Genomic DNA, 14,640 nt, shown 5'->3' with positions numbered 1-14,640 from the left:
CACTATGTCGGTCAGTCTCAGCAAGGGCGGCAATATCAGCCTGTCGAAGGAAGAGCCGGGACTTACCAGCATCCTGATCGGCCTCGGCTGGGACACGCGGATGAGCGACGGCGCCGACTTCGATCTCGACGCCAGCGCCTTCCTGCTCGGCCCCGGCGACCGGGTGCGCGGCGACGAGGATTTCATCTTCTACAACAACCTGCGCTCCAGCGACGGCGCGGTCGAGCATACCGGCGATAACCGCACCGGCGCGGGCGAGGGCGATGATGAGGCGATCAAGGTCGATCTCACCCGTGTGCCGGCCAGCGTGCAGAAGATCGCGGTCACCGTGACGATCCACGAAGGCGAGGCGCGGCGGCAGAGCTTCGGCATGGTCTCGAACGCGTTCATCCGCATCGTCAACGACGCGACGGGGCGCGAAATTTCGCGCTACGATCTCGTCGAGGATGCCTCGACCGAGACGGCGATGATCTTCGGCGAGGTGTACCGCCATAACGGCGAGTGGAAGTTCCGCGCGGTCGGACAGGGGTATAAGGGCGGCCTCGGCCCGCTCGCGCGCAATTACGGCGTACACGTCGGTTGAATTCTGAGGCTGATACGGGAGACACGACATGGCAGTTTCACTCACCAAGGGCGGCAACGTCAGCCTCAGCAAGGAAGTCCCCGGGCTGACGGCGGTCAGCGTCGGGCTCGGCTGGGATACCCGCATGACGGACGGCAGCGACTTCGATCTCGACGCCAGCGTGTTCCTGCTGGGGGGCAGCGGCAAGGTCGGCTCGGACGAAGACTTCGTGTTCTACAACAACGCGCGCGGCGGCGGTGGCGCGGTCGTCCACCAGGGTGATAACCGCACTGGCGCGGGCGATGGCGACGACGAGGTGGTGATGGTGTCGCTCGACAAGATCCCCGCGCAGGTCCAGCGGCTGAGCTTCGCGGTGACGATCCACGAGGCGGACGCGCGGCGGCAGAACTTCGGCATGGTCTCCAACGCGTTCATTCGCGTGGTGAATGCCGAGGGCGGTGCCGAGATCGCCCGCTACGACCTGTCGGAAGATGCCTCGACCGAGACGGCGATGATCTTCGGCGAGGTGTACCGCAGCGGTGGCGAATGGAAGTTCAAGGCGATCGGTCAGGGCTTTGCCGGTGGCCTCGGCCCACTCGCGCGGTCGTTCGGCGTCAACGTCTAGCGCAGCGGATCGTCCTTGCCGTAGCGCGTCTCGATGAACTTCAGGTTGTCGGCGAAACTGTCGAGATCGCCCTGCGCGAGCGTGCGGGACAGAGTCTCGACCCGCTCGATCATCCGCTCGAACCCCTGATTGAGGTTGTAGCTGGCGGATCGGCCGGTCTGGCGGAAGATCTCGGCACGGTGCGCGGGCGGGATCTCGGCATAGCTTTCGATCAGGCGGGGCAGGTGGCTGTCACGCATCTGCCGCACCTCGGTCAGTGCCGACACCATCAGCGCATCGCCCTGCGATCGCGCCTCGACATCCGCGATCAGCCCGAGCAGCCGCGCCACCAGCGGACGCGAGGTGTCGGGAAGGCGCGGATCGTCGGCGGACACGGCCGGCGCCGGCGGCTCCGCGCGCGGCGGCGCCGGCGCGGGACTTGCCGGCCCGTTCAGCCACACCGCCAGTTTATCCAGAAACCCTGTCACCGCACACTCACGTCAACCCGCTCGGGCTGTCGTAGAGCATCGGGGCGGAGCCGCGCTAGAGCCGTTTTCGTGGGTCAGCGCGAACCCGGCGAGCGCCCCGCCGTATTCGCCGCCGCGATCGCCGCCTGCGCCTGCGTCAGCGCATCATCGAGGATGCGGCGCACGTCGCGGGCATCACCGCCCGCCGCGCGCGCCGCCGCGACCGTTTGGTCGAGCGCGGCGGTCTGCTCGGCAAGGCGCTGGCTGCCCGCGATCGCCTGCCGCGCGGCGATGGCGGTGCGCAACGCGGCGACGCTGGTGTCGCGCGCCCGCGCCAGCGTGTCGGCGAGCGTCCGCTGGCTCTCCCCGATCAGCCCGAGCGTCAACACGCCCTGCTGGGTGACGGCGGCCTGCGTAAGCAAATCCTGTTCGCGCGCCAGCAACCGCTCGGCCACCGCCTCGCGCAGAAACCGCGCGCGCTCCGGGCTGTCGATCGCGAGCTCGCGCGCGGCGGCTTCCACCGCGCCGCCACACGCGCGCACCAGCGCGAGCGCAGTGTCCAGCGCCGCCGCCGCCGCACTCAGCCGCATGTGATCGGTGTCGAGAGCGATCAGCGACAGCGCCACCGCGTCCCGCTCCCGGTCGAGCGTCTCCACCAGCGTGGCGATTTCGATCGGCGGCTCGGCCTGGACTCGGCGACGGAAGAACGACGGTTGCGGCGGCGGCGCATCGACGCGCACGATCAGCGCCTGCAACGCGGACAGACTCGCCTGCGCGGAGTGGCTTGCGGTCACGCCCCGATCCAGCCGCGCGCTCGCGTCCGCCGCCGCTGCGATCGCCTGCCGCCCCAGCGCGTCGACCCGCGCCAGCACCGTGGCGTCGTCGGCCGCCAGCCACTGGCGCAGGGCAAGACGCGCCTCGGCACGCGCGTCGCTTTGAGAAGCGGGAAGGTCGGTCATCCTATTGTCTTAGCCGCTCGTGCCGGCGCTTGCACCCGCCGCGCACCCTTACGCGTTGATGGCCGCGCATGACGATCCTCATTCCCGTCCTCGGCGACCAAGTGTCGCATGATCTCGCATCGCTCCGCGACATCCCGCGCGGCGAAGCGGTGGTGCTGATGATGGAGGTGGTGGAGGAAACGACCTACGTCCGCCATCACAAACGCAAGATCGCGCTGATCTTCTCCGCCATGCGGCATTTCGCCGAGGAACTGCGCGCGGCCGGCTGGCAGGTCGATTACGTCCGGCTCGACGATCCCGACAACACCGGCAGCTTCACCGGCGAGGTCGCCCGCGCGGTCGCTCGGCACCGGCCCACCGCGATCCGCATCGTCGAATCAGGCGAATGGCGGGTGAAGACGATGATCGACGGCTGGTCGAAACGCTTCGGCATCCCGGTCGAGGACCTGAACGACGACCGCTTCATCTGCGGCATCCTCGAATTCCAGACCTGGGCACAGTCGCGGGGCGATCTGGTGATGGAGTTCTTCTACCGGGAGATGCGCCGCAAGACCGGGCTGCTCATGCAGCCGGACGGCAAGCCCGAGGGCGGCCAATGGAACCTCGACAAGGAAAATCGCGCGCCGCCCAAGCGCGGGCTCAACTATCCCGAGCCGATGTACTTCACCCCCGACGCGATCACCGACGAGGTGCTCGCGCTGGTGGCGCGCCGGTTCGCCGGCCATTTCGGGCGGTTGGAGAAGTTCGCGCTCCCCGTGACCGCGCACGAGGCGCGGCAGGCGCTGACCCACTTCATCCGCACCGCGCTGCCCGATTTCGGCACCTATCAGGACGCGATGGTGACCGGGCAGGACTGGCTGTACCACTCATGGCTCAGCCCCGCGCTTAACCTTGGGCTGCTCACCCCGCTCGAGGTCGCGCAGGCCGCCGTCGACGCTTATGCCGCCGGCGAAGCGCCGCTCAACGCGGTCGAGGGGTTCGTTCGCCAGATTATCGGCTGGCGGGAATATGTGCGCGGCTATTACTGGCTGGAGATGCCCGACGTCGCCACCGCCAACGCGCTGGAGGCGACCCGCCCGCTGCCTGAATTCTACTGGACCGGCGAGACCGACATGCTGTGCATGGCCGAGGCGGTGCGCAACACCCGCGACCACGGTTACGCGCACCATATCCAACGGCTGATGGTGCTCGGCAACTTCGCGATGCTGGCCGGGGTGCGCCCGCAGGAGGTCGCCGACTGGTTCCTCGTCGTCTATGCCGACGCCTATGAATGGGTCGAACTGCCCAATGTGATCGGCATGAGCCAGCACGCCGACGGCGGTCGGATGGCGACCAAGCCCTATGCCGGCGGCGGCGCATACATCAACCGCATGTCAGATCATTGCGGCCGATGCCGCTACGACGTGAAGCAGAAGACAGGGCCGGACGCCTGTCCGTTCAACGCGCTGTACTGGGATTTCCTTGCGCGCCACGAACGCCGCTTCCGTGGCAACCGACGGATGAGCAACATGTACGGCACCTGGGACAAGATGCAGCCGGAAGCGCGCGCGGCGTACCGCGACAGTGCGGCGGCGTTCCTCGACGCGCTGGAACCGGCCGCGCAGGGCTGGGCGCGTTAGCCGATCAGCGCGACCTGCGCGGGCGAGAAACCATGACCGATCAGCGTCTCACGCTCCGGCGCCGGGATCATGCCTTCGACGCGGGCGAGGATCGCCGCCCGCCGCAACGCCTCTAGTCGGGCATTGGCGAGCGGCGCGACCGGTCGCACCGCGAACGCCCACGCGACCAGCCGCGCGAAGCGGCCCGTCGCGCGCACGCTGCTGACCGTCTCATGCGCGGCGAGTTGCAGGACGAGCGCCTCCTCCGCGTTGAACACGGGCGTCTGCGGATCGACGGAGCGTTCGCCTGCTGCGGGTGCGGCCATATCGCGGAAGTGATACATGTTGTGGATCCGAAACTAACTGTGAAGCCGGTAGCGCATGCTGCGCTGCAAAAACAGTGATAAGTCGGAAACGGAGCGTATCGTTTATATGCCATCAGGCGCCGGGTGGATTGCCCTGGTCGCGGTTGCTGGGCAGCGGCGCGTGGATCGTGGCGCAGATCTCACGCAGCGCGGTCTTGAGGCCTTCCTCCAGCGTGGGATGATAAAACGGCAGTTCCAGCACGCCGGTCGCCGTCTCGCCGCGCTGCACCGCCCAGGCGATCAGGTGGCCGAGGTGGTCCATGCCCGGCCCCACCATCTCCGCGCCGGTCAACCGCCCGTCCGGGCGCGCGGCATACAGCCGTACCAGACCCTCCGCCCGCGCCTCGATCTTGGCGCGGCCCTGATCCGCGAAGGATGCGCAGCCGATCACGCTGTCATCCTCGGCGGACGCGCCGATCACCGCTATCGGCGGGTCGGTGAAGGTGATCGCGAACGGCGCGCAGCGTTCCTCTCGCGTTACCTTCGGCCAGGTCGCGGCATTGGCGCCGGCGATCGCGCCTTCGTCGGACGCTTCGTGCAGCACCGGCACCATGGCATCGGCATCGCCGGCGATGAACACGCTCGACGTTCCGCATTGCAGCGTTTCGGGATCGAACGTCGGCACGCCATGATCGTCAAGATCGAGGCCGCTGGTGTCGAGCCCGAGGTCCGCCACGTTCGGCGGGCGCCCGGTCGCAACCAGCACGCGCTCGAACCGTCCCTCGCCTGCGGCGGGTCCGTCCCAGCGCAGCAATGCGGCATCGCCCTCGCGCGCGACGCTGATCTCCACGCCGAGATGCACCGCCATGTCGCGCTGGATGATGTCGCGCAGCGCCGCCTCGACCTTTTCATCCTTCAGCCCCGCCAGCGTCTCGCCCTTGTCGAGCAACGTCACCGCGACACCCAGCCGCGCGAACGCCTGCGCCAATTCCAGCCCGAGGGCGCCCGCGCCGACCACTGCGAGCGACGTCGGCAGTTCTTCAAGCTCGAACACGGTTTCGTTGGTGAGGACGAGATCGCCAAGGCTCGCGAACATCTCGGGCACCTTCGGCCGCGAGCCGGTCGCGATCACCACCGTCTTGGCCGTGACGCGGCGACCGTCGCTGAGCCGCAGCGTGGTGGCGCCTTCGAACGCTGCACGTGCCCGCACCTGCACGCCGTCCGGCAACGCGTCGATGGTTTCGCAGGTCGCAGCGACGAACGCGTCTCGCATCGACCGCACCCGCGCCATCACCGCAGCACCATCGACCCGGCTCTCTCCCACGACGATGCCGAACACGTCGGCCTTGGCGACACTATGTGCGGCAGCGGCGGCGGTGATCAGCAGTTTGGAGGGCATGCACCCGACCGAGGCGCAGGTCGTGCCGCCAAAGGACTCGTCGATCAGCAGCGTCGTCGCGCCGGCCTTACGCGCGCTCCGCTCCGCAGCGAGGCCGGCGGTGCCCGCGCCGATGACGGCGACGTCGCAGGAAAGATCGGTGATGGTGTGCTCCTCATCGGCAGGACGCCGTTGCCAAGCCAAAAGCGACGATAGCCGGCAAAGTTCCTGCGGTAGCCTGTTCCGGGCTGGCGGATACCGACAGGGTCGGGCACGTTGAACACGCGTCGCAACGAGTTAGGATCGCATGCCCCACGCCAGCAATATCGTCCTCTGCGACGGCCCGGATAGCCCGCACGCATTCGACATCGTGCCGCTCCAGCCGCGTACCGGTACCCTCGATGCGCTGTGCCCGATTTGCAAGGGCCATGGCCAGTGGAATACCGAGATCGATCTGGTCAGCTTCCGCTGCAAGCGGGCATCGTGCGGCCGTTGCTATGGCGAAGGCTGGATCGAAACCGGCGATGATCCGATCGGCTTGCCCGATATCGAGATGACCGCCGGCGGTTACCCCAAATGGACGATCCGGTACGTGCCGCACGAAGATGCCGATCTGCCCGATCCCGCCGCGCCGGGTCTCGCCGAGACCTGATCGCGCGTCTACCTCCCCTTTCCATCAAGCGAGACGATCATGGCTGACGATAACACCGACAACCGCAACCAGCCCGAAGGCTATGTCCCGCCGGAAGTCTGGACGTGGGACATATCGAACGGCGGGCAGTTCGCCAGCATCAACCGCCCGGTATCGGGCGCGACGCACGACAAGGTGCTGCCGGTCGGCAAACATCCGCTGCAACTCTATTCTATGGGCACGCCCAACGGGCAGAAGGTGACGATCCTGCTTGAGGAACTGCTCGCCGCCGGCCACACCGGTGCCGAGTACGACGCCTGGCTGATCGAGATCGGCAAGGGCGATCAGTTCGGCAGCGGCTTTGTCGAGATCAACCCCAACTCGAAGATCCCCGCGCTCGCCGACCACTCCACCGATCCCGTAACCCGCGTGTTCGAAAGTGGATCGATCCTGATCTACCTCGCCGAGAAGTTCGGCGCGTTCCTGCCGACGGCCGGACTCGCCCGTACCGAGACGCTCAACTGGCTGATGTGGCAGATGGGCTCCGCGCCGTTCGTCGGCGGTGGCTTCGGGCATTTCTATGCCTATGCGCCCTTCAAGATCCAGTATGCGATCGACCGCTATGCGATGGAGACGAAGCGCCAGCTTCACGTGCTGGACACCCACCTCGCCGGGCACCGGTATCTTGCCGGGGACGACTATACGATCGCCGACATGGCGGTTTGGCCCTGGTATGGCGGGGTGCTGAACGGCGCATACAACGCCAAGACGTTCCTGAACGTCACGGAATACAGCAACCTCGCGCGCTGGTCCGACCTGGTCGGCGGGCGGGACGCGGTGCGGCGTGGGCGCATGGTCAACCGCGTTGCCGGACCGGGTGCTTTCCTGCGCGAGCGTCACGATGCCGCCGACTTCGACGCAGCGGAGACGCTCTCCGCCTGATCCGGTGATTGGCGCGGTGGCACGGACTACGCCGTGCCACCGAACGCGTCAGGCGATGCCGGCGCCGGCGGTTACACCGTACACCTCACCGTTAATGAAGCTGCCTTCCTGGCTGGCGAGCAGAACGTATACCGGCGCCAACTCAACCGGCTGGCCCGGGCGGCCGTAGCTGCTTTCCGAACCGAATTTCTCCACCGCCTCCGGAGGCTGGCCGCCCGAGGATTGCAACGCGGTCCAGAATGGTCCCGGCGCGACGACGTTGGCGCGAATGCCCTTCTCCAGCAACTGCTTGGCGAGCGCCTTCGTATAGGCAACGATGCCGGCCTTGGTGGTGGCGTAGTCGAGCAGGATCGCCGAGGGTTCGTACGCCTGGATCGACGCGGTGGTCACCACCGACGCGCCCGCCGGCAGGTGCGGCACAGCGGCCTGCGCGATCCAGTGCATCGCATAGAGGTTGGTCTTCATGGTCTTGTCGAAGTCGTCCGACGTGACCTTGGAGATGTCTTCCCGGTTCTGCTGGCGGCCGGCATTGATGACGAGAATGTCGAGCCCGCCGAGCTTCTCGACCGCTTGCGCGACGAGCTCGCGGCACCACGCCTCGTCGGTGATGTCGCCGGGCAGGTCGACCGCGGTGCGGCCCTCCGCCTCGATCAACTGAATAACCTCGGCGGCGTCCGGTTGCTCGGCGGACAAGTGCGAGATCGCGACGTCGGCGCCCTCGCGCGCGAACGCGATCGCCACCGCGCGGCCGATGCCGCTGTCGCCGCCGGTGATGAGGGCCTTGCGGCCTTTCAACCGGCCGCCACCGACGTAGCTGGTTTCGCCGTGGTCGGGCTTGGGGTCCATCTCGCTTGCGAGACCGGGGACGGGCTGCGGCTGACGCGGGAACGGTGGGCCGGGATATTGCGTGCGGGGATCCTGCATGGTCAGGCGGTCGCTCATGCGTAACTCCTTGATTGTCAGCCGCTTCAGCGGTTGAGCGTGGCTGCGGTTCCCGGCGGATGCTTGGGTTTTTCCGGTGCCGCGGTGAGCAACAGGGGCGACGTGCCGCTGGCTTTGCGGCCCGGTAATTTTTCTTGCTACGCGGCGCGCCCCACGCTGATTACAGGATCGTGACAGAAAAAGATCAAACAGGGACTCCATTCATGACTACTCTCCGGCCGCTGTTCGCCGTTGCCGCTTCGAGCCTCGCGCTCGCCATCGCGACCAGCGCGGGCGCGCAGACCTTGCCCGCCACCGAAAGCACTCCCGCTCCGGAAAGCACCAACGCGCCGGCAGCACCCGACGCGGCACCGCCTGGGCAGAGTGATATCGTGGTGACCGGCACGCGCACCACCGGTCGTTCGCGGCTCGACAGCGTGTCGCCGGTCGACGTGCTGAGCGCGGCGACGTTGCAGCGGCAGGGTACCACCGAACTCGGCGCATCGCTCTCCGCCGTGGTGCCGTCGATCGATTTCCCACGCTCCTCGGCGGTGGACGGCACCGACTCGATCCGTCCCGCCACGCTGCGCGGCCTGTCGCCGGACCAGACGCTGGTGCTCATCAACGGCGTGCGCGCGCACACCTCGGCGCTGCTCAACACCAACGGCTCGGTCGGGCGTGGCTCGGCGGCGGTCGATCTCAACACGATCCCGAGCGTCGCGCTCGACCGGGTCGAGGTGCTGCGCGACGGCGCGGCCGCGCAATACGGTTCGGACGCGATCGCAGGCGTCGTCAACCTGCGCCTGCGCGAGGCGCGCAGCGGCGGCGGCGCGACGGTCACCTATGGCCAGTCGATCACCGACGTGAGGACCGCGCGCGGCGACCGGCACGAGAATGACGGCGAAACCGTCACGGTCAGCGCCTGGCAGGGGGTTGCGCTCGGCTCGGACGGGTTCCTCACGCTGTCGGGTGAATATCTCGATCGCAATCCGACCAGCCGTGGTGACTTCGATCCGCGTAAAAGTCCATTCCGCGTGCGCTCGCGCTTCGGCGATCCGGACGTGAAGCAGTACAGCGTTTATGCGAACGCCGGCAAATCGCTCGGCGACAGCGGCTTCACGCTGTACGGCTTCGGCGGCTACCAGCATCGCGACAGCGTCAGCGCCGCCACGCCGCGCATCGCCGGGGGCATCGGCGCCAACGCCAATGCCAGCGCCGATGCGCTCGCCGCGATCTACCCGGACGGCTTCCTGCCGCTCATTCTGGTTGGGTCGGAGGATCTGACCGCCACCGCCGGCCTGCGCGGTGACATCTCCGACTGGAAGGTCGACCTCAGCCTCTCCTATGGCCAGAACAAGCTCAACTTCCTGACGCTGAACTCCGGCAACGCAACCTATGGCGCGGCATCGCCGACCAGCTTCTTCGATGGCGAGATCACCTACGATCAACTCGTCAGCGGTCTCGACGTGTCGCGCGAACTGCCGCTTGGCGACGGTACGCTCAACGTGGCATTCGGTGGCGAATACCGCCGCGAGGGCTTTCAGATCGGCGCGGGCGACCATGCCTCCTACGATCGGGCGCCCGGTGCCGCCTCCAACCTGGGTTCGGGTGCGCAGGGCTTCCCGGGTTTCCTGCCGTCGAACGAGGTCAACAAGCACCGCGACAACGTGTCGGGCTATATCGATCTGGAGGCGCATCCGGTCACCGGCCTGACGCTGGGCGCGGCGGGACGGCTCGAGCGCTATTCGGATTTCGGCACGACCGTGAACGGCAAGCTCTCCGCGCGCTATGACTTCACGCCGTGGCTGGCGCTGCGCGGCACCGTCTCGACCGGCTTCCGTGCGCCGTCGCTCCAGCAGCAATATTACACCTCGACCGCGTCGGTGCTGACCACTGGTACGATCGTCGAAACCGGGTTGTTCCCCTCGACCAGCGCGGTCGGCCGGGCGCTTGGCGGCAAGGCGCTGGAGCCGGAAAAGGCGGTGAACTATTCGGCAGGCTTCGTCGTCCGCAAGGGCGGCTTCGACCTGTCGGTGGATGGCTATTACATCAAGATCCGCGACCAGATTGCGCTCTCGGAAAACCTCAGCGGCCCGGTCGTCATCCAGCGGCTGCGCGACGAGGGAATCACCACCGTCACCGCGGCACGCTATTTCCTGAACGGTATCCGCTCGCGCGCGAAGGGTATCGACGTGGTCGCGCATTACCGTGCGCCGACCGACAGCCTCGGGACGTTCGACCTGACCGCGGCGGCGAACTTCAACGACGTGAAGGTCACCAAGGCGCCGCCTGCCGCGACGATCACCTCGTCGACCGGCAGCACCACGCTCGCGGTGTTCAGCCGCCAGCGTATCGTTTCGTTCGAGGAAGGCACGCCGCGCGAGAAGGTGGTCGGCACGATCGACTGGTCGCTCGACAAGCTGGGCGCGACCGCGCGCGTGTCCTACTATGGCGATGTGACGCAGCCGGGCACCACCGGTTTCGCCGAGGATGATATCCACACCGGCAAGCACGCGCTGTTCGATCTGGAACTGCGCTACAAGCTGCTCGACCGGGTGAACCTCGCGGTCGGCGCGAACAACCTGCTCGACGAATATCCCGATTACGTGAAGCTCGCCTCGTCACGCGGTACGGTGCTGAACAGCACCGGTCTTGTCGGCTTCCCGTATTATTCGCCGTTTGGCTTCAACGGCCGCTACGTTTACGGTCGGATCGGCGTAAACTGGTAACGGATGAGGGGCGGGCGCTCAGGTGCTCGTCCCGGTTACTCAGCGGTTGCGGTTGCGGCGCACATCGCGGACGGTGTGGCGCTTCGCGGCCGCTGGTGCGACTTCACGCTGCCATGCGCGAGGTCGCGCAGCGCCGGTTCATCGTCGATGCAGAGCCAGCCACGCTCCGCACTGACCAGACTGGCGTCGCGTAGCTGCTGCATCATCTTGTTGACCTGCACGGCGCTCAGTCCGAGCGCCTGCGCCAGCACGCGCTGCCCGATCGGCATGTCGAAGCGGCCAGCCACGCAGCGCCCGGTCGCATCAACGCGGTCGCGCAGTTCAAGCAGCAGGCGCGCTAGGTTGCGCAGAGCCGAGCCATCGTTCAGCCAGGCGAGATGATCGAGCAGTCGTGCGCGATACTCGTGATCGGCCGCATTAATCCAGGCGTGCGCGATCGGTGCGGCATCGGCGGTCAGCGTCGTCGCGTCCACGCTGCACAATCGCGTCATCGCGATCAGATCGCAATCGTTGCCACCGCCGCCGATCGCCGGGGTCAGAACATCGCCGGGCAACAGGAACATAAAGATCACGCGCCGCTGGTCGCTGGTCGTCCGGCACCACGCCGCCCAGCCAGAAGTGACGATGCGCGGTGCGGTCAGCCGCACGACCGAGCCCGAGACATGATGTTCCGCGCTACGCCACAGGCCGCGAATTGTGGTAGATTCGCCTGCGTCGCGCGCCGTATCGAGCTTCAGACGGTGAAGGATGCAATCGAGGTTCGGCCGTTCCAAACGCTGTTCGCGGACATTCACAGATTACTCCCTCTCCCCGCCCGATCGTTGTCGGCGGCATGTTGCATACCGCAGTAACGGATCAGGCATGGTTACGGATGCACTACTGATTGCTTGATTATCAAGGCACGACGGTTGGCGCGGCGGTCGCCCGTGCGAGCGTCGCATCGTTGATAGCGGGCGCAGGCTCACGCGATATCCTGAAGTACCGTTCGGTTCCCTAGCAGATCCGCAGAAAGTGAGTTTTTTGCGCCGGCGTTAAGGCCCTTTAACGCTTGTCGATTAATCTGCCCGATTGGCGGGGTCAGCGGTATCTTTACCTGACAGAACGGTTGAACACGGTGCTGCTTCCAAAGGGAACCGCCCATGTCTCCGCCGTACATGATTGATCAGGCAGGCGGTGCGGCCTATGGATTACAGTCCGTTCGTCCGGCTGCTGCGATCGACGGTCGCATGAATTCGCTGGGCGCGGCGCATCGCTCGATCGCTGTGCCGGCTGGTGTCGGTCAGTTCTGGAAGAAGCTGTTCGCGTTCGCGGGGCCGGGATATCTGGTGGCGGTCGGGTATATGGACCCGGGCAACTGGGCTACCGATATCGCCGGGGGGTCGGCGTTCGGCTATGCATTGCTGTCGGTCATTCTCTTCGCAAGCATCCTCGCGATGTTCCTGCAGGCGCTGTCGGCGAAGCTCGGCATCGCCAGCGGCCGCGACCTCGCGCAGGCGTGCCGTGACACCTATTCGCCGGGCGTCAACATGGGCCTGTGGGTTTTGTGCGAACTGGCGATCATCGCCTGCGATCTTGCCGAAGTGCTCGGCACCGCAATCGCGCTGAAGCTGCTGTTCAATTTGCCGCTGGTCGCGGGCGTGTTGCTGACCGGCTTCGATGTGTTGCTGATCCTTGGCCTTCAGCAGCGCGGTTTCCGCAAGCTGGAAGCGATCATCATCGCCTTGCTGGTGGTGATTGGCGGCTGCTTTGCTTTTGAACTGGCGCTGTCCAGGCCCGACATGGCGGCGGTGCTGCACGGCTTCGTTCCGTCGACACACATCGTCAGCGATCCGGCGATGCTGTACGTGGCGATCGGCATCCTCGGCGCGACCGTGATGCCGCACAATCTGTATCTTCACTCCTCACTCGTGCAGACACGCCGGTTCGAACGCACCGACGCCGGCAAGCGTGAAGCGTTCAAGCTGGCGACGATCGACAGCACCACCGCGCTGACGCTCGCGTTGTTTATCAACGCGGCGATTCTGATTCTCGCTGCATCGACCTTTCATGTGGCCGGTCGCTACGACATCGCCGATCTAGGCGATGCGTTCCACCTCCTGTCGCCAATGCTGGGCGCTGGCGCTGCCAGCGTGTTGTTCGCGGTGGCGCTGCTTGCCGCCGGACAGAATTCGACCGTGACGGGCACGCTCGCCGGGCAGATCGTCGCGGAAGGGTTCGGCGGTCTCACGCTGCCGCCGTGGCTGCGCAGATCGGCGACGCGGATGCTCGCGATCGTGCCGGCCGCAGTGGTCATCATCATGGTTGGCGATGCTGGCGCGACCAAGTTGCTGATCGCCAGCCAGGTCGTGCTCAGCCTGCAACTGCCGTTCGCGGTGGTGCCGCTCGTCCGCATGACGAACGACCGCCGGATGATGGGCGCGCTCGTCAATTCCCGCTGTGTCGGCCTGATCGCATGGGCAGTCGCGGCGATCCTCATTACCCTCAACGGAGTACTGCTATGGAGTCTGGTTTGAACCTTTAAGTATCTGATCGAACAACAATTTCAGGAGCGCGAGATTATGACCGACGACACCAAACATGCTATCGAGGTTCTCGACCGACGGGTCGAACGCCGCAACGAACGCCGCGATTTCTTTAAGTCGGCGCTGGGTACGCTTGCCGTAGCAGGCGCGGGCGCTGCCGCAATGACGTTGCCGGGCCGCGCGCAGGCCGCCGATGTGACCGACGCTGACGTTCTGAACTTCGCGCTGAACCTCGAATATCTTGAAGCGCAGTTCTACAGCTACGCGGTATTCGGCACCGGCCTGCCAGCCAGCCAGCAGACCGGCACCGGCAAGCAGGGCACCGTCACCGGCGGCCGCAAGGTGACGTTCACCGACCCGATCGTTGCCGCCTATGCCAAGGAAATCGCCCAGGACGAGACGCAGCACGTCGCATTCCTGCGCACGCAACTCGGCGCATCGGCCGTGGCGATGCCGGCGATCGACATCGGCACCGATCCGAACGGCGCCTTCAGCAGCGCGGCACGCGCGGCCGGACTGATCGGCGCGGGCGCGTCGTTCGACCCCTATGCGAATGACGAGAATTTCCTGCTCGGTGCCTTCATCTTCGAGGATGTTGGCGTCACCGCATACAAGGGCGCGGCGCCGCTCATCACCAACAAGACCTACCTTGAAGCGGCGGCGGGCATTCTCGCGGTCGAGGCGTATCACGCCTCGCTGGTCCGTACGGTGTTGTACGCGAAGGGCGTGCAGACGCCGTCGCTGCGCACCTCCGCCGACGCGATCTCGAACGCGCGCGACAGCCTGGACGGGTCGAGCGACCTTGATCAGGGCATCTCGTCGACGATGATCAACGATACGCCAGCATCGAATATTGTGCCGCTCGACAGCAACGGCATCGCGTTCAGCCGGTCGACCGGACAGGTGCTCAACATCGTCTATCTCAACAACAAGGCAGTTTCGATGGGCGGCTTCTTCCCCGCCGGTGTCAACGGAACGCTCAACACGAGCGCCGCGAACTGACCCGATCCACGCCTTCAGGA

At 66.3% G+C, this 14,640-nt stretch carries 14 protein-coding genes; 8 read left to right on the top strand and 6 right to left on the bottom strand.

Annotated features, from left to right (window positions below):
• The first annotated feature begins 4 nt into the window (after nt 1-4).
• Together OXR00_RS06405 and OXR00_RS06400 are read left to right on the top strand one after the other, a co-directional pair.
• Complete coding sequence (locus OXR00_RS06405; RefSeq protein WP_267387285.1) at nt 5-583, top strand: TerD family protein; 579 nt, start codon at nt 5-7, stop codon at nt 581-583.
• 28 nt (nt 584-611) lie between these two features.
• Entirely contained in the window at nt 612-1,187 is a 576-nt protein-coding gene (locus OXR00_RS06400; RefSeq protein ID WP_267387284.1) for a TerD family protein, read from the top strand.
• On the opposite strand, the gene OXR00_RS06395 is transcribed toward OXR00_RS06400, so the two are convergent.
• Both OXR00_RS06395 and OXR00_RS06390 read right to left on the bottom strand, forming a co-directional pair.
• Nucleotides 1,184-1,654: a hypothetical protein gene (locus tag OXR00_RS06395; protein ID WP_267387283.1), complete on the bottom strand. Its 471-nt coding sequence runs from the start codon at nt 1,652-1,654 to the stop codon at nt 1,184-1,186. The genes OXR00_RS06400 and OXR00_RS06395 overlap by 4 nt on opposite strands.
• 74 nt (nt 1,655-1,728) lie before the next feature.
• Nucleotides 1,729-2,592, bottom strand: a complete 864-nt coding sequence (locus OXR00_RS06390; RefSeq protein ID WP_267387281.1) for a toxic anion resistance protein — start codon at nt 2,590-2,592, stop codon at nt 1,729-1,731.
• 68 nt (nt 2,593-2,660) lie between these two features.
• Here OXR00_RS06390 and OXR00_RS06385 point away from each other — a divergent pair, with 68 nt between their 5' ends.
• Nucleotides 2,661-4,211: a cryptochrome/photolyase family protein gene (locus tag OXR00_RS06385; RefSeq protein WP_267387280.1), complete on the top strand. Its 1,551-nt coding sequence runs from the start codon at nt 2,661-2,663 to the stop codon at nt 4,209-4,211.
• Here OXR00_RS06385 and OXR00_RS06380 read toward each other — a convergent pair.
• On the bottom strand, nt 4,208-4,534 hold the full coding sequence (locus tag OXR00_RS06380; RefSeq protein ID WP_267387278.1) for a hypothetical protein: 327 nt from the start codon (nt 4,532-4,534) through the stop codon (nt 4,208-4,210). The two genes, OXR00_RS06385 and OXR00_RS06380, sit on opposite strands and share 4 nt — an antisense overlap.
• A gap of 94 nt (nt 4,535-4,628) precedes the next feature.
• On the bottom strand, nt 4,629-6,077 hold the full coding sequence (locus OXR00_RS06375) for a dihydrolipoyl dehydrogenase (RefSeq protein WP_267387276.1): 1,449 nt from the start codon (nt 6,075-6,077) through the stop codon (nt 4,629-4,631).
• 103 nt (nt 6,078-6,180) lie between these two features.
• On the opposite strand from OXR00_RS06375, the gene OXR00_RS06370 reads away from it, so the two are divergent.
• On the top strand, nt 6,181-6,525 hold the full coding sequence (locus tag OXR00_RS06370) for a hypothetical protein (protein ID WP_267387275.1): 345 nt from the start codon (nt 6,181-6,183) through the stop codon (nt 6,523-6,525).
• Between the two features lie 39 nt (nt 6,526-6,564).
• On the top strand, nt 6,565-7,446 hold the full coding sequence (yghU, locus tag OXR00_RS06365; protein WP_267387274.1) for a glutathione-dependent disulfide-bond oxidoreductase: 882 nt from the start codon (nt 6,565-6,567) through the stop codon (nt 7,444-7,446).
• 48 nt (nt 7,447-7,494) lie between these two features.
• Here the strand turns inward: yghU and OXR00_RS06360 are convergent, their stop codons facing one another.
• Nucleotides 7,495-8,388, bottom strand: a complete 894-nt coding sequence (locus OXR00_RS06360) for an SDR family oxidoreductase (protein WP_267387273.1) — start codon at nt 8,386-8,388, stop codon at nt 7,495-7,497.
• A gap of 203 nt (nt 8,389-8,591) precedes the next feature.
• On the opposite strand from OXR00_RS06360, the gene OXR00_RS06355 reads away from it, so the two are divergent.
• Nucleotides 8,592-11,096, top strand: a complete 2,505-nt coding sequence (locus tag OXR00_RS06355; protein ID WP_267387272.1) for a TonB-dependent receptor — start codon at nt 8,592-8,594, stop codon at nt 11,094-11,096.
• A 35-nt stretch (nt 11,097-11,131) separates the two neighbouring features.
• Here OXR00_RS06355 and OXR00_RS19760 read toward each other — a convergent pair whose 3' ends face one another.
• The gene (locus OXR00_RS19760) at nt 11,132-11,890 is read right to left on the bottom strand and encodes a helix-turn-helix domain-containing protein (RefSeq protein WP_267387271.1); all 759 of its coding nucleotides are present in this window, start codon (nt 11,888-11,890) and stop codon (nt 11,132-11,134) included.
• A 345-nt stretch (nt 11,891-12,235) separates the two neighbouring features.
• On the opposite strand from OXR00_RS19760, the gene OXR00_RS06345 reads away from it, so the two are divergent.
• Together OXR00_RS06345 and OXR00_RS06340 are read left to right on the top strand one after the other, a co-directional pair.
• Nucleotides 12,236-13,609, top strand: a complete 1,374-nt coding sequence (locus OXR00_RS06345; protein WP_267387270.1) for an Nramp family divalent metal transporter — start codon at nt 12,236-12,238, stop codon at nt 13,607-13,609.
• Between the two features lie 45 nt (nt 13,610-13,654).
• Nucleotides 13,655-14,620, top strand: coding sequence for a ferritin-like domain-containing protein (locus OXR00_RS06340; RefSeq protein WP_267387269.1), 966 nt, complete (start codon nt 13,655-13,657; stop codon nt 14,618-14,620).
• Nucleotides 14,621-14,640 lie beyond the last annotated feature (20 nt).

This window comes from Sphingomonas sp. GC_Shp_3 (assembly GCF_026540945.1).
Classification (GTDB): Bacteria; Pseudomonadota; Alphaproteobacteria; order Sphingomonadales; family Sphingomonadaceae; genus Sphingomonas.
Note: the sequence above shows the minus strand (reverse complement) of the source record. Positions and strands in the feature narration are given on the sequence as shown.